General features: G+C 55.8%; 16 protein-coding genes, 4 tRNA genes and 5 pseudogenes. 11 read left to right on the top strand and 14 right to left on the bottom strand.

Annotation, left to right across the window (positions count from 1 at the left end; all coding sequences use genetic code 11):
- Nucleotides 1–60: 60 nt before the first annotated feature.
- Nucleotides 61–381, bottom strand: coding sequence for a thioredoxin (trxA, locus tag HLB35_RS11980; RefSeq protein WP_171702743.1), 321 nt, complete (start codon nt 379–381; stop codon nt 61–63).
- A 285-nt stretch (nt 382–666) separates the two neighbouring features.
- On the opposite strand from trxA, the gene cysB reads away from it, so the two are divergent.
- A complete protein-coding gene (gene cysB, locus HLB35_RS11975; RefSeq protein ID WP_171702742.1) occupies nt 667–1,641 on the top strand; it encodes an HTH-type transcriptional regulator CysB in 975 nt (324 codons plus the stop codon).
- 1 nt (nt 1,642) lies between these two features.
- On the opposite strand, the gene pabB is transcribed toward cysB, so the two are convergent.
- The gene (pabB, locus tag HLB35_RS11970; RefSeq protein ID WP_171702741.1) at nt 1,643–3,007 is read right to left on the bottom strand and encodes an aminodeoxychorismate synthase component I; all 1,365 of its coding nucleotides are present in this window, start codon (nt 3,005–3,007) and stop codon (nt 1,643–1,645) included.
- 305 nt (nt 3,008–3,312) lie between these two features.
- Here pabB and HLB35_RS11965 point away from each other — a divergent pair, with 305 nt between their 5' ends.
- The 5 genes and pseudogenes from HLB35_RS11965 to prpF all read left to right on the top strand — a co-directional run bounded on the left by HLB35_RS11965 (nt 3,313) and on the right by prpF (nt 10,225).
- The gene (locus tag HLB35_RS11965) at nt 3,313–4,053 is read left to right on the top strand and encodes a GntR family transcriptional regulator (RefSeq protein WP_171702740.1); all 741 of its coding nucleotides are present in this window, start codon (nt 3,313–3,315) and stop codon (nt 4,051–4,053) included.
- 68 nt (nt 4,054–4,121) lie between these two features.
- Entirely contained in the window at nt 4,122–5,024 is a 903-nt protein-coding gene (prpB, locus tag HLB35_RS11960; protein ID WP_171702739.1) for a methylisocitrate lyase, read from the top strand.
- 75 nt (nt 5,025–5,099) lie between these two features.
- On the top strand, nt 5,100–6,227 hold the full coding sequence (gene prpC / locus HLB35_RS11955) for a bifunctional 2-methylcitrate synthase/citrate synthase (RefSeq protein WP_171702738.1): 1,128 nt from the start codon (nt 5,100–5,102) through the stop codon (nt 6,225–6,227).
- A 103-nt stretch (nt 6,228–6,330) separates the two neighbouring features.
- Nucleotides 6,331–8,942: pseudogene (gene acnD / locus HLB35_RS11950) on the top strand (Fe/S-dependent 2-methylisocitrate dehydratase AcnD).
- Nucleotides 8,943–9,047: 105 nt separating this feature from the next.
- Nucleotides 9,048–10,225, top strand: a pseudogene (gene prpF, locus HLB35_RS11945) (2-methylaconitate cis-trans isomerase PrpF).
- A gap of 102 nt (nt 10,226–10,327) precedes the next feature.
- Here prpF and HLB35_RS11940 read toward each other — a convergent pair.
- Nucleotides 10,328–10,606 carry a ComEA family DNA-binding protein gene (locus tag HLB35_RS11940; protein ID WP_171702737.1) on the bottom strand — a complete coding sequence of 93 codons (279 nt, stop codon included), beginning with the start codon at nt 10,604–10,606 and terminating at the stop codon, nt 10,328–10,330.
- A 217-nt stretch (nt 10,607–10,823) separates the two neighbouring features.
- On the opposite strand from HLB35_RS11940, the gene pyrF reads away from it, so the two are divergent.
- Complete coding sequence (gene pyrF / locus HLB35_RS11935) at nt 10,824–11,519, top strand: orotidine-5'-phosphate decarboxylase (RefSeq protein WP_171702736.1); 696 nt, start codon at nt 10,824–10,826, stop codon at nt 11,517–11,519.
- Nucleotides 11,520–11,550: 31 nt separating this feature from the next.
- Here the strand turns inward: pyrF and lapB are convergent, their stop codons facing one another.
- The 3 genes from lapB to HLB35_RS11920 form a co-directional block, all read right to left on the bottom strand.
- Nucleotides 11,551–12,750, bottom strand: a complete 1,200-nt coding sequence (gene lapB, locus HLB35_RS11930; protein WP_171702735.1) for a lipopolysaccharide assembly protein LapB — start codon at nt 12,748–12,750, stop codon at nt 11,551–11,553.
- On the bottom strand, nt 12,751–13,056 hold the full coding sequence (locus HLB35_RS11925) for a lipopolysaccharide assembly protein LapA domain-containing protein (RefSeq protein ID WP_171702734.1): 306 nt from the start codon (nt 13,054–13,056) through the stop codon (nt 12,751–12,753).
- 113 nt (nt 13,057–13,169) lie between these two features.
- Entirely contained in the window at nt 13,170–13,466 is a 297-nt protein-coding gene (locus HLB35_RS11920; protein WP_171702733.1) for an integration host factor subunit beta, read from the bottom strand.
- Nucleotides 13,467–13,720: 254 nt separating this feature from the next.
- On the opposite strand from HLB35_RS11920, the gene HLB35_RS11915 reads away from it, so the two are divergent.
- The gene (locus tag HLB35_RS11915) at nt 13,721–14,014 is read left to right on the top strand and encodes an FAD assembly factor SdhE (RefSeq protein WP_171702732.1); all 294 of its coding nucleotides are present in this window, start codon (nt 13,721–13,723) and stop codon (nt 14,012–14,014) included.
- Nucleotides 14,015–14,526: 512 nt separating this feature from the next.
- Here HLB35_RS11915 and nadB read toward each other — a convergent pair.
- The 7 genes and pseudogenes from nadB to uvrY all read right to left on the bottom strand — a co-directional run bounded on the left by nadB (nt 14,527) and on the right by uvrY (nt 19,985).
- The gene (gene nadB / locus HLB35_RS11910) at nt 14,527–16,119 is read right to left on the bottom strand and encodes an L-aspartate oxidase (protein ID WP_171702731.1); all 1,593 of its coding nucleotides are present in this window, start codon (nt 16,117–16,119) and stop codon (nt 14,527–14,529) included.
- Between the two features lie 244 nt (nt 16,120–16,363).
- Nucleotides 16,364–16,450, bottom strand: a tRNA-Leu gene (locus HLB35_RS11905).
- Nucleotides 16,451–16,497: 47 nt separating this feature from the next.
- Nucleotides 16,498–16,571, bottom strand: a tRNA-Cys gene (locus tag HLB35_RS11900).
- 112 nt (nt 16,572–16,683) lie between these two features.
- Nucleotides 16,684–16,758, bottom strand: a tRNA-Gly gene (locus HLB35_RS11895).
- Between the two features lie 74 nt (nt 16,759–16,832).
- Nucleotides 16,833–17,379 (bottom strand): annotated as a pseudogene (gene pgsA / locus HLB35_RS11890) (CDP-diacylglycerol--glycerol-3-phosphate 3-phosphatidyltransferase).
- A 90-nt stretch (nt 17,380–17,469) separates the two neighbouring features.
- Nucleotides 17,470–19,283, bottom strand: a pseudogene (gene uvrC / locus HLB35_RS11885) (excinuclease ABC subunit UvrC).
- A gap of 51 nt (nt 19,284–19,334) precedes the next feature.
- Nucleotides 19,335–19,985 carry a UvrY/SirA/GacA family response regulator transcription factor gene (uvrY, locus tag HLB35_RS11880; protein ID WP_171702730.1) on the bottom strand — a complete coding sequence of 217 codons (651 nt, stop codon included), beginning with the start codon at nt 19,983–19,985 and terminating at the stop codon, nt 19,335–19,337.
- A 175-nt stretch (nt 19,986–20,160) separates the two neighbouring features.
- Between uvrY and HLB35_RS11875 the strand changes: the two genes are divergently transcribed.
- A tRNA-Ala gene (locus HLB35_RS11875) sits at nt 20,161–20,236 on the top strand.
- A 94-nt stretch (nt 20,237–20,330) separates the two neighbouring features.
- Here the strand turns inward: HLB35_RS11875 and argF are convergent.
- On the bottom strand, nt 20,331–21,248 hold the full coding sequence (argF, locus tag HLB35_RS11870; RefSeq protein ID WP_171702729.1) for an ornithine carbamoyltransferase: 918 nt from the start codon (nt 21,246–21,248) through the stop codon (nt 20,331–20,333).
- A gap of 211 nt (nt 21,249–21,459) precedes the next feature.
- On the opposite strand from argF, the gene grxD reads away from it, so the two are divergent.
- Nucleotides 21,460–21,810, top strand: coding sequence for a Grx4 family monothiol glutaredoxin (grxD, locus tag HLB35_RS11865; RefSeq protein WP_171702728.1), 351 nt, complete (start codon nt 21,460–21,462; stop codon nt 21,808–21,810).
- A 114-nt stretch (nt 21,811–21,924) separates the two neighbouring features.
- A pseudogene (gene dnaX / locus HLB35_RS18950) lies at nt 21,925–23,905 on the top strand (DNA polymerase III subunit gamma/tau).
- Nucleotides 23,906–23,962: the final 57 nt, after the last annotated feature.

Raw genomic sequence — 23,962 nt, 5'->3', positions numbered from 1 at the left:
GGCGGCAGATATAAAAAAGACCGCCACAAACGGCGGTCTTTTTGATAGGCCTGATGGCTATCAGGCGTTTTGCTCAATAAACTGGTTGAGTTGGGATTTGGATTGTGCGCCAACCAGTGAAGCAACCTTGGTGCCGGATTTGAACAGCATGACGGTGGGGACACCACGCACGCCTTGTTCAGCGGCAATTTCAGGCGCGTCGTCAACATTGATACTGACCACTTTCAGACCATCGCCGCGTTCCTCGGCAACTTCGTCAACCACCGGTGCCATTACTTTGCAAGGGCCACACCAGGGGGCCCAGAACTTCAGTAATACGGGCTGGTCGGCGTTGATCACTTCTTGCTCAAAATTGGCGTTAGTGACATCAACCTGGGACATAGAATTCTCCTGTTTGCGTTGCTCTTGCAATGGCGTTGCGTAAGTCGTTGCTATAGTGAATGCAACATAGGTCGTGCGAATCGATAGCGCGTTTACAATGCGCCAAGCCGACAAATGTTAGCGGTCATCGGCACTGGTGGCAAATAAACACGTCTGCCATGGATTTTTTTATACTATAACGATATTATGATTATGTTTTTTATTCTATTAGACTGAGCATCCGCTTATCGCCTACGTGGGTCAAAAAAGGGGATAAACGTTCTGCTTAAGTTTCAGGGTGGTTCAATGAAGTTACAACAACTACGTTACATTTGGGAAGTCAATCGGCATAACCTGAACGTCTCTGCGACAGCGCAAAGCCTGTTCACCTCTCAGCCGGGTATTTCCAAGCAGATCCGCTTGCTTGAAGACGAATTGGGGGTCGAGATTTTCGCACGCAGTGGCAAGCACCTGACGCGGGTGACGCCCGCCGGGCAGGCGATTATTGAACTGGCCGGCCAGGCCTTGCGATTATCTGAAAATATCAAGGATGTGGCTCAGGAATACAGCGATGAGCGCCGGGGTAGCCTGTCAATCTCGACGACTCACACCCAGGCGCGCTATGCGCTGCCGCCGATCATCACCGAGTTTACCCAGAAATATCCGGATGTTGCCCTTCATATGCAGCAGGGTACACCCAAACAGATTGCCCAGATGGTGAGCGAGGGGCAGGCCGACTTTGCGATTGCCACGGAATCACTGGAGCTGTTTACCGATCTGGTGCTGCTGCCTTGTTACCGTTGGAACCGCTGCGTACTGGTACCTAAGGATCACCCGCTGGCAGCATTGGACGGCCCGTTAACGCTGGAGGCCCTGGCCGATTATTCGCTGGTGACCTATGTCTTCGGGTTTACCGGGCGCTCCCAGTTGGATGACGCCTTCAGAGAACATGGCCTGACCCCGAATGTGGTGCTGACGGCGGCCGATGCCGACGTTATCAAAACCTATGTGCGCCTGGGGATGGGCGTGGGGATTGTGGCCCATATGGCGGTTGACCCTGAGCATGACAATGACTTGGTAGCGCTGGAGGCTGGGCATCTGTTTGCAAGCTCCACCACCAAGATCGGCATTCGGCGCGGCACCTTTATGCGCGGCTATATGTATGACTTCCTGCAGCGCTTTGCGCCGCACCTGACCCGCGAGCGGGTCGACGCGGCACTAACCGCGGGCCCGCGTAATGATCAGGAACTGTTCAAGGACGTCACGCTGCCAGAATATTGATTCACCTTGAGGTCAGCGCATTGATCAGGTGACGGATCTTGTCGAGGGTTTCATCGTACTCGGCATCCGGTTGGGAATCTGCCACCAGGCCGCCGCCGCCCCACACGTGTAGCTGACCGGCGTCAGCCACCACGGTACGAATGGCAATCGATGTATCCATACTGCCAGTGTGATCAATATAGCCCAGGCTGCCGCAGTAAACGCTGCGCTGGCAGGGTTCCAGCTCATCGATGATCTGCATGGCGCGAATCTTCGGCGCGCCGGTGATCGACCCGCCCGGTGAGGCAGCTTCAAGCAGTGCCAGCGGCGTGTTTGCCTTGTCCAGCTGGCCTCTCACCACACTCACCAGATGATGCACATTCGGGTAGCTTTCCAGTTCACATAGCTGGGGCACATGGATGCTGCCGAACTGGCACACCCGCCCCAGATCATTGCGCAACAAATCCACAATCATGACATTTTCAGCACGATCCTTAGTGCTGCTCAACAGCTGCTGAGCAAGTTGCTCATCGTGTTCCCTGCTGGCGCCCCGTGGGCGGGTACCTTTGATAGGTCGCGTTTCGACCTTGCCCTGGTGCGCCTGTATGAAACGTTCGGGCGATAGGGACAATACCGCCTTGTCCTGCCAGGCCATAAAGCCCGAAAACGGCGTAGGGGTAGCACGGCGCAGGCGAAGATAGGCCGCCCAGACATCCCCTTCATAGTGTGCGGAAAAGCGCTGGGCCAGGTTGATCTGGTAGCAATCACCGGAACGGATATAACGCTGCACCTGAGCAAATCGCTGGCTATAGCCTTCGCGGGTCATTTGCGCTCGGAAAGCTGTCGTCAAGGCAAAAGGCTCATCAGGTGCAGCGGCGGCGTCCAGCCATTGCAGAACCTGCGCACGCCGGGCCTGGGAGGCCAGCAGGGTGACTTCCTGCTTCAGGTGGTCAATCACCAGTGCCCAGTCATACAGGCCCAGGCGCGCCAGTGGCAGCGACGTAGGGGCAGGGCGTTGGCTATCGAGCTGCTGGGTATAACGCCCCAGATCATAGCTCCAGTACCCGATCAGGCCGCCGCTAAACGGCAGATCGTTCTCTGGCATCGTGATGTCAAGCTGCGCCAGTAACCATTCCTGCAGCGCAAAAGGCGCTTTGTGCAACGTATCCGGTGGCTTGGGTAACGCACGGGAGTTGAAAGCTGCCTCGCCGGTAGGGCCAATGGACAGTGTTGCCAGCGGGTCGCTGCTGATAATGTCATAGCGGCCGTTGGCGTCAGGTCGGCCGCTATCGAGCAAGACAGCCCCAGGCCGTTTGCGCAAGCGTGCAAACACAGCAATAGGGTCCATTACATAAGGAAGAGACGTCAGTGTCAGCGCTACGTTCATGCACCATCAACCAGGCGAGTGAATGGCTGCATAGTTTAGGGGGCAATGAGTGTTAAGCCAGTGTCGCCAGTCGACGCGGTTTCCACGTTTTATCCACCACCTGCCAGCGGTTTTGCCAGCCGATGAAGTAAATAGCATTGACAAAGGCAATGCTAACGCTGGTTTCAGGTAGATTGTTGACACTAAGTAGTAGACGAAAGGCAAGAGTACAACGAAAGATGCATAATATCGGCTATATTGGCTAGTTGACGCCAGTATCAGACGAGGATAAAGTTCATTCATACCATAATTGTCGACAATCAGCCATGACATCACTTGCTACGCGTTCACTACTTACATCGGCCGAAACGGCTGAAGACGCATCACCGGAAGTACGTACTCTGGCAGAGCGGGTCTTCCATCAGTTGCAGGATGCGATTGTACGTGGAGAGATTGCGCCAGGCAGCAAGATTACCGAGCCGGGGCTTTCAAAAACCTATGGCATTTCCCGTGGGCCGCTGCGTGAAGCCATGCGTCGTCTGGAAGCTCATCGCCTGATCGAGCGGGTTCCCCATGTTGGCGCACGCGTGGTGCAGCTATCCATGCAGGAACTGCTGGAGCTCTTCGATGTACGCGAGGCGTTGGAAAGCATGGCAGCGCGCCTGGCCGCCGAGCACATGACCAAGGATGAAATTGCCGGTCTGCGCAACGTATTGGCCGTGCATGAAAGCCAGGATGACCTTAAACGCGGTGAGGCCTATTACCAGCGTGAAGGGGATCTGGATTTTCACTACCGCATTGTATTGGGCAGCCATAACAAGATGTTGATGAATCTGTTATGCGATGACCTTTATTACCTGGTGCGGCTGTATCGCACCCAGTTCAGCGCCAGCGGTTCGCGGCCTCATCGCGCCTTTGTCGAGCATCATCGCATCGTGGATGCCATTGAAGCAGGAGATGCCGAGTTGGCAGAGCTGTTGATGCGTCGTCACGTTAGCGCCTCGCGGGAAAACGTGGCTGACCGCTATGCGGCAGCACTTGAACAAAAAGCACAAACAATAGGCTAGCGGATCAGTTAGCTATAGACGCTGGCCAACCAGCCGGCTACCCAACCGGATTTATAAGGAGACACTCCATGCCATCATCAGCTTCCTCACCACGTACCCCTGGCGCACGCTTTCGTGCCGCGCTGGAAGCCAATCGCCCGCTGCCGATTCTGGGCACTATCAACGCTTACACCGCCATGATGGCGGAGCGTGTGGGCCATCAGGCGATCTATCTTTCGGGTGGCGGCGTTGCCAACGCTTCCTTCGGTCTGCCAGACCTTGGCATGACGATGATGAACGATGTGGTTGAAGATGCCCATCGTATCTGCGGCGCCACAGACTTACCGCTGCTGGTGGATATTGATACCGGTTGGGGTGGTGCATTCAACATTGAGCGTACCGTCAAGGAAATGCAGCGCGCAGGCGTTGCGGCAGTTCATATTGAAGATCAGGTTGCCCAGAAGCGCTGTGGCCATCGCCCGAACAAGGCGATTGTCTCCCAGGAAGAAATGGTTGACCGCATCAAGGCTGCTGCCGATGCACGGATTGACCCGGATTTCTATCTGATCGCACGTACTGATGCCTTCCAGAAAGATGGTCTGGATGCGGCCATTGAGCGCTCTCAGGCGTGTATTGAAGCCGGTGCTGATGCCATTTTCGCCGAAGCGGTACACACCCTGGAAGATTACCAGGCCTTCTGCGAGCGCGTTGACGCGCCGATTCTGGCCAATATTACTGAATTTGGCGCCACGCCGCTGTTCAGCCAGCAAGAGCTGGGCGAGGTGGGCTGCCGTATGGTGCTGTATCCGTTGTCAGCTTTCCGTGCCATGAACGCTGCTGCGCTCAAGGTTTATCAAAGCATTCTGGATAACGGCCATCAGCGTGAAGTAGTCGATATCATGCAGACCCGCGATGAGCTGTATGACTTTCTCAACTATCACGACTTTGAGCAGAAGCTGGATAAGCTGTTTGCCGAGCAGGGCGGCAACTAAGCCGCAGATTGACCCCTATAAAGGCGTCATGCCTAACGGCGTGATGACGAAATAACGCTTTCAGGAGTACGTAAAATGGCAGATGCAAAGAACAGTGGTGCAGGTCTTCGTGGGCAAAGCGCAGGTGAAACGGCGCTATGTACGGTAGGTAAAACCGGTTCGGGCCTGACGTATCGAGGGTTCGATATCAAAGAGTTGGCCGAAAAAGCGACCTTTGAAGAAGTGGCTTACCTGCTGTTGAAAGGCAAATTGCCCAATCAGGCTGAGCTTTCTGCCTACATCGCCAAGATGAAAACCCTGCGTGGCTTGCCAGACGCGCTCAAGGCCGTACTGGAGCAGATTCCCAAGGATGCGCATCCAATGGATGTGATGCGCACCGGCACCTCCATGCTGGGTAACCTGGAAACCGAACAGAGCTTTGACGAGCAGCAGGATGCGACGGACCGTCTGGTCGCTGTGCTGCCGTCAATCATCTGCTATTGGTACCGTTTCTCCCATGACGGCGTGCGTATTGAAACTGAAACCGACGATGATTCTGTCGGCGCTCACTTCCTGCATCTGCTGCGTGATGAAGTGCCCAGCAAGCTGCATGCGGATGTGATGAATGTGTCCTTGATTCTGTACGCCGAGCACGAATTCAACGCCTCTACTTTCACCGCTCGCGTTTGTGCGTCGACGCTGTCTGACCTGCATTCCTGCGTGACCGGTGCGATTGGCTCTCTGCGTGGCCCGCTGCACGGCGGTGCCAATGAAGCGGCCATGGAAATGATCGAGGACTGGACCTCGCCGGAAGAAGCCGAGCGCGAAATGATGGGGATGCTGGAGCGCAAGGAAAAGATCATGGGCTTTGGCCATGCCATCTACCGCACCTCCGACCCGCGTAACGAGATCATCAAGCATTGGTCCGAGAAGCTTTCCCAGGATGTCGGCGACACTGTACTGTACCCGGTTTCCGTGCGCTGTGAAGAAGTGATGTGGCGCGAGAAGAAGCTGTTCTGTAACGCTGACTTCTTCCATGCCAGTGCCTATCACTTCATGGGCATTCCGACCAAGCTGTTCACACCGATCTTTGTTTGCTCGCGGGTGACTGGCTGGGCCGCTCACGTGTTTGAGCAGCGCGCCAACAACCGCATTATTCGCCCGAGTGCCGATTATACCGGCCCCGAGAAGAGCGAATGGGTGCCGATCGAGCAGCGCGACTGATAGCAGCGTCTGTTCTGATCATTCTCCCGGCGGTCATGCCGTCGGGAGCTGGTACCCCGCTTTTCTGATCCCGTCTTTTGATCTCTCGCCGTGAGTTGCCGCCATGAATACCGATTACCGCAAACCCTTACCAGGTACTGACCTGGATTACTTTGACACCCGCCAGGCCGTTGAAGATATCCAGCCAGGTGCCTATGCCGAGCTTCCTTACACCTCCCGCGTGTTGGCCGAGCAGCTGGTGCGCCGCTGCGACCCAGCCATGTTGACCGATGCGCTCAAGCAGCTGATTGAGCGCCGCAGCGACCTGGATTTCCCCTGGTATCCTGCTCGCGTGGTGTGTCACGACATTCTTGGCCAGACGGCGCTTGTGGATCTGGCGGGTCTGCGTGATGCTATTGCAGAAAAGGGTGGCGACCCGGCCAAGGTCAACCCTGTGGTGCCCACCCAGCTGATTGTTGACCACTCTCTGGCGGTCGAGCATGCCGGTTTTGAAAAGGATGCCTTTGAGAAGAATCGTCAGGTGGAAGATCGTCGCAACGATGACCGCTTCCACTTCATCAACTGGACCAAAACCGCGTTCGAAAACGTCGATGTGATTCCGCCGGGTAACGGCATCATGCACCAGATCAATCTGGAGAAAATGTCGCCGGTGGTTCAGAAGCAAAACGGCGTGGCTTTCCCGGATACCTGTGTCGGCACTGACAGCCACACGCCGATGGTCGATGCTCTGGGGTCATTTCCGTGGGTGTCGGTGGCCTTGAAGCGGAAAGTGTTATGTTGGGCCGTGCCTCGATGATGCGCCTGCCGGACATTGTCGGCGTCAAGCTGACTGGCAAGCTGCAGCCGGGCGTCACGGGTACCGATATGGTGCTGGCAATTACTGAGTTTCTGCGTGAATCCAAGGTGGTCGGTGCCTACCTGGAGTTCTTCGGTGAAGGCGCTGATAGCCTGACTGTAGGCGACCGTGCCACCATCTCCAACATGACCCCGGAATATGGCGCCACGGCGGCCATGTTCTACATTGATGGTCAGACCATTGATTATCTCAAGCTAACCGGGCGTGATGACGATCAGGTGGCACTGGTGGAAACCTATGCCAAGCAGACGGGCCTGTGGGCGGATGACCTCAAGGGCGTCACTTACGAGCGTGTGTTGGAGTTTGACCTGTCATCGGTTTACCGCACCCTGGCAGGGCCTTCAAAGCCGCATGCCAAGCTGCCCACCTCTGAACTTGCCCAGCGAGGGATTGCCGTTGGTCTGGAGGCGGCGCGTGCTGAAGAGGCGGAAGGTAAGATGCCGGATGGCGCTGTGATTATTGCCGCCATTACCAGCTGCACCAATACCTCCAATCCGCGCAACATGGTAGCGGCAGGCCTGATTGCACGTAACGCCAATAAACTCGGATTGATCCGTAAACCCTGGGTCAAGTCTTCGCTGGCGCCGGGCTCCAAGACGGTCAAGATGTATCTGGAAGATGCAGGTCTGATGGACGAGCTGGAGCAGCTTGGTTTTGGTGTTGTGGCTTATGCCTGTACCACCTGTAACGGCATGTCTGGCGCTCTGGACCCGAAAATCCAGCAGGAAATCATTGAGCGTGATCTCTATGCCACCGCGGTTCTGTCAGGTAACCGCAATTTTGATGGGCGTATTCATCCCCATGCCCAGCAGGCATTTCTTGCTTCGCCGCCGCTGGTAGTGGCCTACGCGATTGCCGGTACCATCCGTTTTGATATTGAAAAGGATGTGCTGGGCCATGATGCCGAGGGCAACCCGGTCACTCTGAAGGATATCTGGCCTGACGACGCGGAAATTGATGCTATCGTCAAAACCGCAGTTAAACCCGAGCAGTTCCGCCAGACCTATATCCCGATGTTTGATCTGGACAAGAGCGCCAAGGCGCAGATTGAGCCGCTGTACGAATGGCGTCCGCAGAGTACCTACATCCGTCGTCCGCCGTACTGGGAAGGCAAGATGTCTGGCGAGCGTAACCTCAAGAACATGCGCCCGCTGGCGATTCTGCCTGACAATATCACCACCGATCACCTGTCGCCGTCCAACGCCATCATGATGAACAGCGCTGCAGGCGAATACCTGCACAAGATGGGCCTGCCGGAAGAGGATTTTAACTCCTACGCCACCCACCGTGGTGATCACCTGACTGCTCAGCGTGCCACGCTTGCCAACCCCAAGCTGTTCAATGAAATGGTGCGCGATGAAAACGGTGAGGTGAAGCAGGGCTCGCTGGCGCGTATCGAGCCGGAAGGTAAGGTGACGCGGATGTGGGAAGCCATTGAAACCTACATGGAGCGTAAGCAACCGCTGATCATTATTGCCGGTGATGATTATGGCCAGGGGTCATCACGTGACTGGGCTGCCAAGGGTGTGGCGCTGGCTGGCGTTGAAGCGATTGTAGCGGAAGGCTTTGAGCGTATTCACCGTACCAACCTGATTGGTATGGGGGTGATGCCGCTGCAATTCCAGTCGGGCACGACGCGTCATACGCTGGCACTGGACGGTACTGAAATCTATGACGTTGAAGGCGAGCTGTCGCCGGGTACCGAGCTGACCCTGGTTATTCATCGCGCGAGCGGCGAGGTTGAACGTGTGCCGGTCATCTGCCGTCTGGATACCGCTGAAGAAGTCACCATCTACACCGCAGGTGGCGTACTGCAGCGTTTCGCTCAGGATTTCCTCGAATCCACCGAAACGGCCTGAGCCCGATACCGGGTTGCAAAGACGTATCATCTTTTGATGATCAGAATAGGCCCGGCACCCTGGTGTGCCGGGCTTTTTATGAGATGTTAGCTGTGGAGCAAGACCATGAGTTCAGTGCCACAAATCAGAATTCCGGCCACCTATATGCGTGGCGGCACCAGTAAAGGTGTGTTTTTTAACCTGGCCGACTTGCCTGAAGCCGCGCAGGTGCCCGGCGAAGCTCGGGATAAACTACTGCTGCGAGTGATCGGCAGCCCTGACCCGTACCAGAAGCAGATTGATGGTATGGGCGGTGCTACGTCGAGCACCAGCAAAACCGTGATCCTGTCAAAAAGTGAATCCGCCGAGCATGACGTGGATTACCTGTTTGGCCAGGTGTCTATTGATAAACCCTTTGTCGACTGGAGCGGCAACTGCGGCAACCTGTCAGCGGCGGTGGGGCCTTTTGCGGTGAACAACGGCTTGGTGGATCCTGCGCGGATACCCGAGAACGGGGTGCTTGAGGTACGTATCTGGCAGGTGAATATCCAAAAAACCATTGTTGCCAAGGTAACCATCACTAACGGCGAAGTGCAGGAAACCGGCGATTTCGAGCTGGATGGGGTGACCTTCCCTGCCGCCGAAGTGCCCGTAGCCTTTATGGATCCTGCAGACGGAGAGGGCGCCATCTTCCCGACTGGTAACCTGGTGGATGATCTTGAAGTCCCTGGCGTTGGCACACTTAAGGCGACCATGATCAATGCTGGAATCCCGACGGTGTTTGTCAACGCCGACGAGATTGGCTATACCGGCGCTGAGCTGCAGGAAGCCATCAATGGTGATCCGGTAGCGCTTGAAAAGTTCGAGACCATCCGTGCCTATGGGGCACTCAAGATGGGGCTGATCAGCGATCTCGCCGAGGCAGCCAATCGCCAGCATACTCCCAAGGTGGCCTTTGTTGCCCCGCCCGCCAGCTATACGGCTTCAAGTGGCAAGGCGGTCAAGGCCGAGGATGTCGACCTTCTGGTTCGCGCGCTTTCCATGGGCAAACTGCACCATGCCATGATGGGCACGGCTGCCGTGGCGATTGGCGCAGCGGCGGCGATTGAAGGCACTCTGGTGAACCTGGCAGCGGGGGTGGCAAGCTTAATGCCGTTACCTTTGGTCATCCTTCCGGCAGTTTACAGGTAGGTGCTGAAGCCAGCCTGATAGACGGGCGCTGGCAGATCGATCAGGCGGTGATGAGCCGTAGTGCCCGCATACTGATGGAAGGCTGGGTGCGGGTTCCCGGCGATAGCTTTTAGAGCTGGACGCCTCAGCCCTAAGTATTGCTCACGACTTCAGCTACCCGGTAATATTCGGGTAGCTGAAACGTGAGTATGAGTGAATGTGTTTGAAGCTACGAATCAGAATTCAATCTGGTCTTTGAGGCCTTCTACTGTAGCATTGCCGATACCGCTTACCCGGGTAAGGTCGTCAGCGCTGGTAAACTCTCCGTTGGTTTCACGCTCCTGAATGATGGCTTCAGCGCGGGAAGGCCCGATGCCGGGAAGTTCTTCCAGCAAGGCTGCATCGGCGGTGTTGATATTGATTGGGGCAACCTGCTGTGCCAGCAGGGGCGAAGACAGGCCCAGGCACGTGGTGATCAAAAGTGCTGCCAGCCATCCTTTTGTGGTGATTTTCATCGTCTTTCTCCTTTGCGATGTTAGATCTTTTGGTGTGGGGCGTGCCGAGCCTTCTGGCTTGTCACTCTTCTAAATTAGTTAAAGCTGTCATAATTGCTGTAAGACATCGGCTTGTTTGCTTGTAAGAGATCTCGCAATTTTTTGTCATGCAGGGATTACGCTGACCATCAGACTGATATACTCCTGGCTTTTATTGACGGGTAAATGGAGTACTTCTGTGGCAGTCAACTCTCCTCTTATTATTGCCTTGGATTATCCCTCACTGGATGCGGCCCTGTGCATGGCTGATCAGCTCGACCCGGCTCAGTGCCGTGTCAAGGTAGGCAAAGAGCTGTTTACCCGCAGCGGGCCCGCTGTGTTGGAAGCCTTGCATGGCCGAGGCTTTGAGGTATTTCTGGATCTGAAATTTCACGATATTCCCAACACCTTGGCAGGCGCCGTTCAGGCGGCGGCCGAGCAGGGTGTGTGGATGGTCAATGTACATGCCAGCGGTGGACGCCGGATGATGGAGGCCGCCGTTGAGCGTTTGCAGTCGCACCGCCTGAGCACGCATTTGATTGCGGTCACTGTGCTGACTAGCCTGAGCGCTGAGGAACTGCATGAAACGGGCGTATCAGCGTCACCGGGTGAGCAGGTGGAGCATTTGGCGCGCCTGGCTAGACAGAGTGGTTTGCATGGGGTTGTCTGTTCGGCGCAGGAATCGGCGGCTATCCGGCAATCTTGTGGCGATGATTTTCTGAAAGTGACACCGGGTATCCGTCCAGCTTTTGCCACAGTGGATGATCAGCAGCGTATCATGACGCCTGCTGCAGCCATGCAGGCAGGCAGCACGCACTTGGTGGTGGGCAGGCCGGTTACCCAAGCTGAAGACCCCATGGCAGCACTGGCAGCGATTGTGGCGGAATTATCCTGAATGTCTACTGGGTAGAAAGCCAGGCTGTCGGTTATTCGCCTTCTACGCCGGTAACGGGTTCGATGGTGCCCCAGCGGCGGCAGCTAGGGCATTGCCATTCCAAGGTATCACAGCTGAAACCGCAGTGACCGCAGCGGTGGCGGGTGCGGTTGTTGAGCAAGGCGCGGGTATGGTGTTTGAGCAGTAGTAAGCGCTCATCCGGCTGTGTGCGGCCTTCTAACTGCTGGCTTTCGATGTAAAGATCAATCAGGTGATCCAGGCCACCCAGGCTTGGAGCCCTGGCGAGTAAGTTTCCGGTGATCCTGATCGCCTCTTCGACACCGTCCTGCTGACGTATCTGTTCGCTTAACCGAATGATCACACTGGTAAGGGGCGCTTGCTCAACCAGTGACGATAGATGTTGCCTGTAGTCGTCTATGTCATTGCCAAGCCAGTAGGCACGCTCAAGGGTCGGCAACATGCTGGGGATATGCGCTGGGGCGTGTTGTGCGAGCGCCCTCAGATGAGCGATAGCAGGGTAATGATGGCCATTGTCTATCTCCAGCTCTGCCAGTAGCAGGTAGGCCCGCGCACAGGCAGAGTCTAGCTGTAGAGCCTTTTTCAGGTGGCGTTTGGCTAGTGAGCGGCTGGACTGCTGGATCTCCTGTTGAGCAATTTCACATAGCCAGTGGGCAGCAGGGCGCGCCATTCGGGGTTGCTGTTTGAGCACCGGTAAAAGGATGTCCAACGCCTCTTGCCAAGCCTTCTCGCGCTCAAGAAGGTCAACCAGCAGGTGCTTGGCACTGATGCGCTGGGCATCCTGTTGAGGGGTTTCAATGATGCCGCGGAGCAACCGTTGGGCGCGGTCGTGAACGCCGAGGGCAATAAAGTCACGGGCCAGCTCAAGTTGTACTTGTTCATTTTGCTGCGGACTTAAAGCGGGACGGGCAAGCAGGTTCTGATGGATGCGCGCCGCTTTATCGGCCTCTCCCCGAGTTCGGAACAACTTACCCAGGGCAATATGGGTATCAACGTTTTCACTGTTGACTTCAAGTGCCTGGATAAAGGTGTGAATAGCTTCATCGGGCTGCTCGTTAAGCAGATAATTAAGCCCAACAAAGTATTCCCGCCTGGGTGTCTGATACGATGACCTGGCGTTGAAAGACGCACGCCTGCTGGCTTGCCGGTACCCCAGGCCGTAACCGATGGCAATCGCTGCCATTAATACAATCAGCAGCAGGACATCGAGCATTTAAGCCAGTTCCTTTAGCTCCTGGGTACGCAGGCGATCAAGTTCTTTCTGTTGCTGCTTGTTGCGACGCTGAGCGCGTGCCAGATGTGCCTTAAGGCGCGCATAGACACCCAGCATGGCGACCATACCCAGAATGACGCCAGCAGTCAGAGTGGCCAGCAGCCAGACGGAGAGCGATATGGGTGGCAGCTCCAACCAGATCAGGTTGAGGCCAATTGTCTGCTGGTTGTTAACAGCAAATAGAATGCCAACCAAAAGCACTACTAGTAAGATGACGGCTAGAATCAGCCCTTTAATCCAACGCATGTTTAGGTTTCCTGATTTATGACGAATGCAATAACGCTATTGTGTATGACTCTTTGACTCACGTCATCCCGCATAAGGTCGCAGAGACCGCGTTTGGTGGTATTTTTTGTGATTCAGTAGCCAAGTGTGCGGCTGGCATCTACCTGCTCGCGGAGTTCCTTGCCAGGTTTGAAGTGAGGAACGTATTTACCTTCCAGCTTCACCGGATCACCTGTCTTAGGGTTTCGCCCGGTGCGTGGTTCGCGATAATGAAGTGAAAAACTGCCGAAACCGCGAATTTCCACCCGTCCTCCTTCTGCCAGGGTGTCGGTAATATCATCAAGGATCAGCCGAACGGCGGTCTCAACGTCTTTGGCAGACAGCTCGGGCTGTCGCATTGCAATCTGTTCAATCAGTTCTGATTTAGTCATCAGTAGGCTCCATGCGAACTCGTTAGGCCTTAAGTGCCTTGGCGGCATCGTCTCAGGTGCCGTTATGGGTACCGTTATTAAAGTAGTCACAGGCAGTTCAGCATACTGTGCAATAGTGCATAAAACAATTGAGGTAAAACAACCTTCTAGCAAAAATAACTGTTTCTTTGCTGGGTAGGCAAGTGGCATGGCTGCCTTGCCCTGTTTGCTCAGGTATACTGAGGCTTCATTTCATTGATTCAGTGAGGCTGACGTTGAGCGACGACACTTCTGCACAGGCGGTTCTACGCAAGCGGCTATACTGGCACTCTCGTCGGGGGATGTGGGAATTGGATCTGCTACTGATTCCTTTCCTTGAGCAGCGTTACGATACGCTGGCCAGCGACGACCAAGAGGCGTTCCAGCAGCTGATCACAGAAGAGGATCAGGATCTTTTTGGCTGGTTGATGCGTCGCGAATGGCCCGAAACTCCGCACCTGCGCCGAATCGTCCAGATGATCGTGGAACATGCTGAAACCGTCGATAACGCTGTCTATCGTACCCTCTAGATGGCAGGTCGGTTGTCATGGCTGTCTGTATGTCGCTGGGCTGAGCCTGCTCGCCTGGCAGTTGGCAGGCTGGGGCCTATTGCTACTGTTGTGGCTGGTAGGGTTGATACTGTTAAGCGTATTTTTCAGCCGTGCTTGGCCATTTAGCGCCCATCAGCAACAAAGGCAAACGAAAACCCTGTGGGTTGAGCCAGCTGCCAACGTCTTAAAGGGGCGTTGGCTGCAGAGTAACGGGGAATTGAGTCACCCTCATGTACTGACATGCCGCTACCTTGGGCCTTACCTGATATGCCTTAAGGTGGGTGGAAGAAGCCTCTGGTTGTGGCCTGATAGTGCCTCGCCACAGGCGCAGCGTGAACTGCGCCGGTATCTGCTGCTATATCGCTCCTGAATCTCCACTCTTCTATTCAGCCGCTAGCTGCACACTATCTATGGCTCGCTATGGCTCGCTATGGCTTTTCTCGCAGGATGCCCTCTCTCTCAGAATAGCACTCAAACGTTCCGTTCAGAAATCAGCTTGCCAAGCTGGGTAAATCGGCAAGTCGCAGCCGTGAAGGGCGTGCGCCGGGCAGTTTTTCGGGCCAGTCAGGTGAGTAGTGTAGCCCGCGTGACTCATGGCGCTGTTGGGCAGCCAATACACTCATACGCGCCAGCTTAAGGCTATGCAGCAACCGCCGACTATCCGGGTGGGTCATATCAGGGTCGAGGGTGTGCAGCTGATGCGTCAGGTCGATAAGCTGCTGGGCAAGCGCTGCCATTCCTTCCTGATGACGGACTATTGCCAGATGCTGGCTCATACTGGCGCGCATTGATTGACGCAGTGCATGCAAGGCAGCTGGGTCTGGTGTTGTGGTGGTGCTGGGCATCAATGGTGCTGTGCCCAGCGATTGAGCAGGTGGGGCGGTGGGGCGCGCCAGTAAGTTCTGGGCGCAACTGCGGGCAAATACCAGGCACTCCAATAGTGAGTTGCTGGCCATTCGGTTGGCACCGTGCAAGCCGGTGTAGGCAACTTCCCCAATCGCATAAAGATGACTGACCTCAGTGGCGCCGTTCAGGTCGGTAGCAACTCCGCCGCAACTGTAATGGGCGGCCGGAACTACAGGAATTGGCGCCTGGGTGATATCGATACCCCGTGATGCGCAGTGCGCCAGAATGGTCGGGAAGTGGTGGCGTAGGGCCTCTTCGCCCAGATGGCTGATATCCAGCCATACATGGCCCAAGGTGCCTGCCTGAATCTGTGCGTCGATGGCTCTGGCGACCACGTCGCGTGGTGCCAGTTCGGCGCGGGCATCAATGCTCGGCATAAAGCGTTCACCCTGCTGGTTGAGCAGTTTTCCACCTTCGCCTCTGACCGCTTCACTGATCAGGAATGCCGGGCCATCTGGGTCGTATAAGCAGGTCGGATGAAACTGTTGGAATTCAAGATTCATCAGGGAGGCGCCCAGATTGGCTGCCATCATCATGCCTTCGCCGCTATTGGGTGAGGGGGTAGTGGTGTGCTGAAACAGACCGCTCGCGCCGCCGGTTGCCAGCACGGTGTAATGGGCATACAGGGTGTGGCTCTGGCCATCGCTATCGACGGCCAGAGCGCCGTTGCATTCCCCAGTCTGGTTGGCGAACAGGTCAACCACGGTCAGGTTGTCGCGCTGGGTAATACTGGGGTGCTGCTGGGCGTTATGGTGGAGAGTTTCCACCACCGCCTTGCCGGTGGCGTCATCGGCATGGATGATACGCCGCGCATTATGGCCACCTTCCCGCGTCAGATGATAAGGGAACGGAGCATCAGGTGAGGTATCCGGGGTAAAAGGAACGCCGCTGTCAATCAGCCATTGTATGGCCGCAGGGCCATTTTCCACGGTAAAACGCACGGCGTCTTCATCGCACAGGCCATCGCCTGCTATCAGGGTATCCTGAATGTGGGCATCCAGGTTGTCAGCGGGGGAGAGTACTGCAGCAATGCCGCCTTGTGCCCAACGGCTGGCGCCCTGATCATCTTGGGCTGGGCGAATCAAGGTTACCTCGTAACGACTGGCCAGCGTCAAGGCGAGGGTAAGGCCGGCGACACCGCCACCGATAATCAAAACGTCGCTATGAGACACGCTCATTAGCCGCTCCTGTTGCGCCAGATGATTTTTAAGGTATTCCTGCAAACGCTGCTGAATCGGTCTGCATAGATCGTCTTAAAACAAAGAAAACATAATAGCGCGCAAGGGATGGTTTGACGATGCACAGACGTCAAAAATCGGCCAAGAGGTTGGTTTCAGTCATCAAAGAATTCAAATATAGGGAGGGGTGATTAAAAAATTGAAGAGTTAGTGCCGAGATTATTGTGAGGAGGGAAAGTACTTATGGTGCCCGGAGCCGGACTTGAACCGGCACGGAGTTGCCTCCGAGAGATTTTAAGTCTCTTGCGTCTACCAATTTCGCCATCCGGGCTGGGCGGGAGTCAAACACCGAAATAGTGATAATCGCCGCAAGGGATATGGAGGCTGGAGTCGGAATCGAACCGGCGTACACGGAGTTGCAGTCCGCTGCATAACCACTCTGCCATCCAGCCTTTAAGTCTGTTGAGAGACTTTTTCTGAGTTGGAGCGGGAAAGGAGATTTGATCGGACTGGCGTTCCAGCTCACGACCCTCTCATTACCAACTACATACTCTTTTTCTGAGTTGGAGCGGGAAAGGAGATTCGAACTCCCGACCCTCGCCTTGGCAAGGCGATGCTCTACCACTGAGCTATTCCCGCTTGACTCGGATGCGAATTATACGCGCTGTTAAGGGTTTGTCAACGCATAAATTTTTACGCCGAGCGATAAAAGCTCACATCGAGCGGGTCAGATGCGGCCAGGCAGCCTGCAGATACTGGATCATCGACCATAGCGTCAACCCGGCTGCCACAAACAGGGTAATAATACCCACTGAGGCAATGGCATGACCGGGCGGGAAGGCAATCAGGATAAAAATTGACACCATCTGCAAAGTGGTTTTTATCTTGCCAATCCATGAAACGGCCACCATGCCCCGGTTCCCCATCTCCGCCATCCACTCGCGCAGCGCTGAAATCACGATTTCACGCGATAATAACCAGCGCAGGCAAGGTTAGCAGCCAGGAATCAAAGCGTTCGATCAACAGGGCCAGGGCAATGGCCACCATCAGTTTGTCAGCCACCGGGTCAAGAAAGGCGCCAAAGGGAGTCGATTGATCCCAGCGGCGTGCCAGATAGCCATCGAGCCAATCTGTGATTGAGGCTAATCCAAACAGCACGGCAGCGGTGGGCATGCTCCATGCATAAGGAAGATAGAATAGCACCACCAATAAAGGAATAAAGGCTATTCTGATGAGCGTCAGGATATTAGGTATATTCATCGCGGGCTGCGATCCTTGCCAAGTAAAAGCGGTAAATTGATTTTGTTTATTCTATCCCCCTTAGGCAATGGCATCCATGCCGAGGAGCTTTTATCCGTGTAAAGATTGATAAATTGTCTCTGCCAATGCCGCGCTAATGCCTGGCACGCGGGCGAGTTCGGCCTTGCTGGCTTTCTGTACGCCTTGCAAGCCGCCAAAAAGCGCAGCAGCTCACGCCGCCGCTTGGGCCCAATGCCAGCGATTTCCTGAAGGGTGGAGGTGCGCCGGGCCTTGTCGCGCTGTGCTCGGTGCCCGGCGATTGCAAAGCGGTGGGACTCATCGCGGATATGCTGGATCAGGTGCAAAGCCGGTGAGGTGCTGTCTAGCGGTAGAGGATGTTCTGGCGAATCAAGAAACAGGCTTTCCAGACCGGCCTTGCGGGTCGTGCCCTTGGCAACCCCCAGCAGGGTGATGGCGTTGAGCTGCATTTCATCCAATACGGCGCGGGCCATGTTTAATTGGCCTTTGCCGCCATCCACAATCAGCACATCCGGGGCAATGGCCTCACCGCTTTTGACTCTTTTCAAGCGCCGGGTCAGTGCCTGCTGCATGGCGGCATAGTCATCGCCCGCTGCGACGCCTTCAATCCTGAAATGGCGATAGTCGCCCTTGCGTGGCCCGTTCTGATCAAACACCACGCAGGAGGCCACGGTGGCTTCGCCATGGCTGTGGCTGATATCAAAGCATTCCATGCGTTGAGGCATCTCGCTAAGCCTAAGCGCCTCCTGGAGCGCCTTGAAGCGCGCTTCCATCTGTTGGTGGCTGGCAAGACGAGAGGCCAGCTGCTGCTCTGCATTGGTGATTGCCAGTTGCTGCCATTGGGCGCGCTGCCCGCGCACTTGATGCGTCACGCGAACACGCTTGCCGGCTTGCTGAGAAAATGCCTCGGCCAGTAGCTGGCTGTCTTCCAGCGGCAGGCTGGTGATGATTTCAGCTGGCAAGTCATGCGGTTGGCCAAGGTAAAACTGGCTGACGACGTTGGTTAGCAGAGTCGCCGGGTCAAGATCCAGGTCGTTGGTCGGGTTATGATGGCGGGCACCCAGCATGCGGCCATCGCGCACGCTGATGATGGATACCGCAAGCCCGCCCGGGCGCTGGGCGAGTGCAAAGACATCGGCGTTGCCCTGTTCATTATCCACAAACTGGCGCTGCTGAAGTTGGCGCAGCTGCTGGATCTGGTCCCTGAAGCGGGCCGCTTCTTCAAAGTTGAGCGCCTGGCTGGCTGCTTCCATCGAATCTGTCAGTGCCTGGGTGACGTTCTCGCTTTTGCCTTCCAGGCACATCACCGCATGCTCAACATCACGCCGATATTCCTCTGCGGAGATATAACCAACGCAAGGTGCGCTGCAGCGTTCAATCTGGTATTGCAGGCAGGGGCGTGAACGATGGGCAAAGACACTGTCCTCGCAGTTGCGGATACGAAAAATCTTCTGCATCAGCGCCAGGCTTTCGCGCACTGCGCCGCTGCTGGGGTAGGGGCCCAGATAGCGTCCGTCGTTACGCCGCTGGCGAACACGCTTATATTCGAGTGCCGGGTAGGCATGGCGGTCGCTGACAAAAATGAACGGATAGGATTTGTCATCGCGCAGCAGGATGTTATAGGGCGGGCGCAGCTCCTTGATCAGCGTCTGTTCAAGCAGCAGGGCTTCCGTTTCGGTACGGGTGACCGTGATCTGGATATCCGCAATGCGGCTGACCATGGCCTGGGTCTTGGCATTCAGCTGGCCACGAAAATAACTGGAAAGACGCGCATGCAGCCGTTTGGCCTTGCCGATATACAGGGTGTTGCCCTGTTCATCGAGCATACGATAGACACCAGGGGCGGTACTGACAGAGGCCAGAAACTGTTTCGCATTAAAACTCATAGAATGGCGTTAAATCCTGACGGCGCGCTGAAATGTGTGGGTGTTGATGCTTCAGCCAGTGGACGCCTCGTAGCCTTCAACCAGGCCGTGGCGCAGCGCCAGATGAGTGAGTTCTACGTCGCTTGCAACCTTGAGCTTTTCAAACAGGCGGTAGCGATAGGTGTTGACGGTCTTCGGGCTGAGGTGCAGGCGGTCGGATATCTCCTGCACCCGCTGGCAGTTGACGATCATGATGGCAATCTGCAGCTCGCGATGGGAGAGATCTGCAAACGGGTTTTCCTGATCAGAGATATTGGAAAGTGCCAAGCGCTGGGCAATTTCCTGACTGATATAGTGGCTGCCATGAAATACTTGGCGAATGGCGTTGGTCATTTCGCTGGGGTCAGCGCCCTTGCTCAGGAACCCAGCCGCACCAGCTTCATACATCTTTTTGGCGATGTTGTCATCCAGGTGAGCGGTCAGGATCAGGACACGGATATCAGACAGGCCGCGCTGAATTCTCCGCGTTGCCTCAAGACCACCAATGCCGGGCATTCGGATATCCATCAACACGATATCCGGCCTGAGCTGGCGGCACTGGGAGACAGCGCTTTCGCCGTCGTTGGCTTCACCTACTACATGGATATCACCCTCGTTCTCAAGCAGAAGTGCAATGCTGCTTCTTACCAGATGGTGATCATCGGCAACCAACACATTGATCAAGGGGAAGCTCCTGTTTTTTAGCTCGCTAACGACACTGTCAGGCGTATATTGCCACAGTTATTATTCACTTCGCATTAGCGTTAAGGCGACGTCTTAACGACTTGACGCGCAGCAGCGGTGTGAGTACTATCAGCGCACTCTAAAGCAGAGTGTTTTCTGTAAATGACTAGTATTTGGGGCCTTAGCTCAGCTGGGAGAGCGCAACACTGGCAGTGTTGAGGTCAGCGGTTCGATCCCGCTAGGCTCCACCAGATTTTAAAAAACCGCTCTAGGATATTCTCCTGAGCGGTTTTTTTGTGGCTACTGACTTGAACGTAGTAGTCACTGATAGTCGGCAGATGGCTGTCAGGCCACCTTGCCAAGCAGCAAGAATTCAATCAGTGCTTTTTGGGCATGCAGACGGTTACCGGCTTCCTGCCAGACAGCGGCACGCGAGTCATCCAGCAGAGTGGTGCTGATTTCCTCGCCGCGATGAGCCGGCAAACAGTGCAGGAAAACAACATCCCTGGCAGCCTGATCGAGCATCGCTTCAGTCACCTGAAAGCCTGCAAAGTCAGCTTCGCGTTTGGCCTGTTCCTCTTCCTGGCCCATGGAGGCCCAGACATCGGTGGTCACCAGGTCAACGTCCTGAACCGCTGCCTGCGGGTCATGTAGAACCTCGACCCGGCTACCGGCAGCGGCCATGATATCTTCACGCGGCTCATAGCCTTTCGGGCAGCAGATACGCAGATTAAAACCAAACTGCCGGGCGGCATTGATCCATGAGTGGCACATGTTGTTGCCGTCACCAATCCACACAGCGGTGCGGCCTTTCACGCTACCGCGCAATTCTGTCCAGGTCATGACGTCGGCCAACAGCTGGCAGGGGTGGTAATCATCCGTCAGCGCATTGATCACCGGCACAGAGCTTGCGGATGCAAAGGTTTCAAGCCCTGAGTGCGAGAACGTACGCACCATGACGGCATCGACCATTTCGGACAGCACGCGCGCGGTGTCTTCGATGGGTTCGCCGCGGCCCAGCTGGGTGTCTCGGGGAGACAGAAACAGGGCGTGACCACCAAAGTGGGCCATGGCTGTCTCAAAGGATACCCGGGTGCGCGTGGATGATTTTTCGAAAATCATCGCCATGGTGCGGTTAGGCAGCGGAGTGTAGCTTGGTCCCTGGGTTTTCAGGTTGCTTTTGATCGTAATGGCACGCTGAATCAGGTAGCTCAACTCATCAGGTGTCAGATCCAGTAAGGTCAGGAAATGGCGTGTCGCCATGGTCGCTCTCCGCGTAAAACCTTTATCCTAGCGAGGCCTTAGGGGATGCGCAATGGCAATGCTCAGCGTAGAATAGCCGATATGCCTAAAGCCTAGTGCTATAGTCAGGTATTGCAGGTGTGTGGCATTATCAATTTTAGCTAGCCTATTGGCAGGCGTCAGTGCGTGGTCAACATAACGACGTTTATTTTTTTATTCCTCAGGAGGTCCTATGAGTTCAACGCTGGAAAACATTCAACAGCAAATCGGCGAAAACCCGATCCTGATTTACATGAAAGGCACGCCGCAGCTGCCCCAGTGTGGTTTTTCTGCGCAGACGGTACAGGCGCTGATGAACTGCGGTGAGCGTTTTGCGTTTGTCAACGTGCTGGACAATCCGGATATTCGCACTGAACTGCCCAAGTTCGCTAACTGGCCAACCTTCCCGCAGCTTTGGGTAGAAGGCGAACTGGTAGGCGGTTGCGATATTGTGATCGAAATGCACGAAAGCGGCGAGCTTGAGAAGCTGGTAAAAGCCGCTGCAGAGCGCGCTAACAGCGCCGAAAGCAGCGACAACGCCTGATTCAGCTTTGTATAGCCGCAGTTTCTGCGGTTGGCGGGCTGAGGCTCAGCCGCTAGAATGGCGCATTAGCCGTTTCATCAAGGCACCTCAGCCCGCCAAAGGAAATCCTGCTCCATGAGCTATCAGGTTCTGGCCCGTAAATGGCGGCCACGTACATTCCATGAGTTAGTCGGTCAGGCCCATGTGCAGCGCGCACTGGTCAATGCGCTTGATCAAGGGCGACTCCATCACGCCTACCTGTTTACTGGCACGCGAGGCGTGGGTAAGACCACCCTGGCAAGAATTCTGGCCAAGTGCCTTAACTGCACGGCCGGTGGGCGAGGCGATGAAGGCGTCACCTCGAACCCTTGCGGCGAATGTGATAGCTGCCGCGCCATTGATGAAGGGCGCTTTGTTGACCTCATTGAAGTTGACGCAGCCTCTCGCACCAAGGTTGAAGACACCCGCGAACTCCTTGATAACGTCCAGTACGCTCCCACTCAGGGGCGCTATAAGGTGTACCTGATTGATGAGGTACACATGCTATCCACCAGCAGTTTCAATGCTCTGTTGAAAACGCTGGAAGAGCCGCCGCCTCACGTCAAGTTCCTGCTGGCCACGACCGATCCACATAAATTGCCCGCCACGGTGCTGTCCCGCTGTTTGCAGTTTACGCTCAAGCATATGCCGCCTGAGCGGGTGGTTGAGCACCTCCAACATGTGCTGAGTGCCGAGCAGGTAAGCTTTGAAGAGCGTGCTCTGTGGTTATTGGGGAAGGCGGCGGAAGGCTCCATGCGCGATGCCATGAGCCTGACCGATCAGGCCATTGCCTTTGGCCAGGGCGAGGTGCGCTATGCGGATGTGGCGGCCATGCTGGGCACTCTGGACCATCGCCATGTGCTGGCGCTGGTGGAGGCGCTGGCGGAAGTCGATGTGGCCAAGCTGCTGGGCGAGGTGACGATTCTGGCAGAGCAGGGGCCGGACTTCGCAGCCGTACTGGATGATATCAGCGCGATTCTGCATCGTCTGGCTGTTGCCCAGATGGTGCCGGATGCGGTGGACAATAGCCATGGCGACCGTGACCTTATACTGGCTCTGGCCGCGCGCTTTACCGCTGAAGACGTGCAACTTTACTATCAGATTGGGATTCAGGGCCGAGGCGATATGGCCCACGCGCCGGATCTGCGCAGCGCACTGGAAATGACGCTGCTGCGTATGCTGGCGTTTCGCCCTCAGGGGTTCCCAGACCGCCGCAGACGCCTTTGCCGCTCAAACCTGAACCTCATTCTGAACCTCATGAGGATACGGGCACCCCTCCGCTGAACCTGTTACATCGGCAACGGCTGACCGGCCAACGCCGCAGGTTGAGGGGCAACCGGCCAGTGAGCAGGCCGCTGTTGAGCCAGCGCCTGTTGAGCCAATGCCCGTTGAATCGGCGTCCAGTGAGCCAGCGCCTGCGGAGCGTGTGGCTGTTGAATCGGCTCCACCCTGGGATGCTGGCGAAAAAGCAGAAGAAGCCGCTGAGTCAGGCGCTCCCTCAGAGCCAAATCTCGCGCAGCCCATCATTGAGGCGGGCGTTGCTAAGACTGACATTGTTGAGTCGGACCTTGCTGAACGGGCATCTGCTGAGCCTGACGAAGCTGCTGAAACTGGAACTGCTGGTACGGAAACTGCTGAACAGAGCGCTTCTGAGCAAGCTGGCTCTGAAGATTCTTCTTATCTGGATCACAGTCGCTGGCTGGCGCTTTTCGACTCTTTAGGCCTGGGCGGACTGACGCGCAATCTGGCAGCGCACTGTCAGTGCGGTCATGATGACGGTCATACCCTGGTGCTGTTGTTGGCACCCAGCCAGGCGGCGATGCGCGCGGAGATCCATCAGCAGCGCATTGCTAAAGCGCTGCAAGCCCAAGGCGTTGAGCGCCAGGTGGTGTTTGAAGTGCAGGCCCTTGATCCCGCACTGGAAACACCCCAGCAGCGAGACCAGCGGATTGCCCAGCAGCGCCATGCAGAGGCCATTGATACCCTGAACCGCGACCCCAACATACAGAAACTCCAGCAGGCTTTTGGTGCCACACTATTAGAATCCAGTGTCAAACCGGCGTCGGCTAGCCGATAATTAGCTAGGTTAACAGACCCTAACAATCTTTTTACCAGCAACGTTGGCTGGTTCGTT

Origin of the sequence: Vreelandella azerica (genome assembly GCF_013112225.1) — a bacterium.
Classification (GTDB): Bacteria; Pseudomonadota; Gammaproteobacteria; order Pseudomonadales; family Halomonadaceae; genus Vreelandella; species Vreelandella azerica.
This window is presented reverse-complemented; position numbering and strand designations above follow the sequence as displayed.

Bases quoted from the DNA above. Each gene is read 5' to 3' on its own strand.
- trxA (WP_171702743.1), bottom strand. From the start codon at position 381: ATGTCCCAGGTTGATGTCACTAACGCCAATTTTGAGCAAGAAGTGATC.
- cysB (WP_171702742.1), top strand. From the start codon at position 667: ATGAAGTTACAACAACTACGTTACATTTGGGAAGTCAATCGGCATAAC.
- pabB (WP_171702741.1), bottom strand. From the start codon at position 3,007: ATGAACGTAGCGCTGACACTGACGTCTCTTCCTTATGTAATGGACCCT.
- HLB35_RS11965 (WP_171702740.1), top strand. From the start codon at position 3,313: ATGACATCACTTGCTACGCGTTCACTACTTACATCGGCCGAAACGGCT.
- prpB (WP_171702739.1), top strand. From the start codon at position 4,122: ATGCCATCATCAGCTTCCTCACCACGTACCCCTGGCGCACGCTTTCGT.
- prpC (WP_171702738.1), top strand. From the start codon at position 5,100: ATGGCAGATGCAAAGAACAGTGGTGCAGGTCTTCGTGGGCAAAGCGCA.
- HLB35_RS11940 (WP_171702737.1), bottom strand. From the start codon at position 10,606: ATGAAAATCACCACAAAAGGATGGCTGGCAGCACTTTTGATCACCACG.
- lapB (WP_171702735.1), bottom strand. From the start codon at position 12,750: ATGCTCGATGTCCTGCTGCTGATTGTATTAATGGCAGCGATTGCCATC.
- HLB35_RS11925 (WP_171702734.1), bottom strand. From the start codon at position 13,056: ATGCGTTGGATTAAAGGGCTGATTCTAGCCGTCATCTTACTAGTAGTG.
- HLB35_RS11920 (WP_171702733.1), bottom strand. From the start codon at position 13,466: ATGACTAAATCAGAACTGATTGAACAGATTGCAATGCGACAGCCCGAG.
- nadB (WP_171702731.1), bottom strand. From the start codon at position 16,119: ATGAGCGTGTCTCATAGCGACGTTTTGATTATCGGTGGCGGTGTCGCC.
- argF (WP_171702729.1), bottom strand. From the start codon at position 21,248: ATGGCGACACGCCATTTCCTGACCTTACTGGATCTGACACCTGATGAG.
- grxD (WP_171702728.1), top strand. From the start codon at position 21,460: ATGAGTTCAACGCTGGAAAACATTCAACAGCAAATCGGCGAAAACCCG.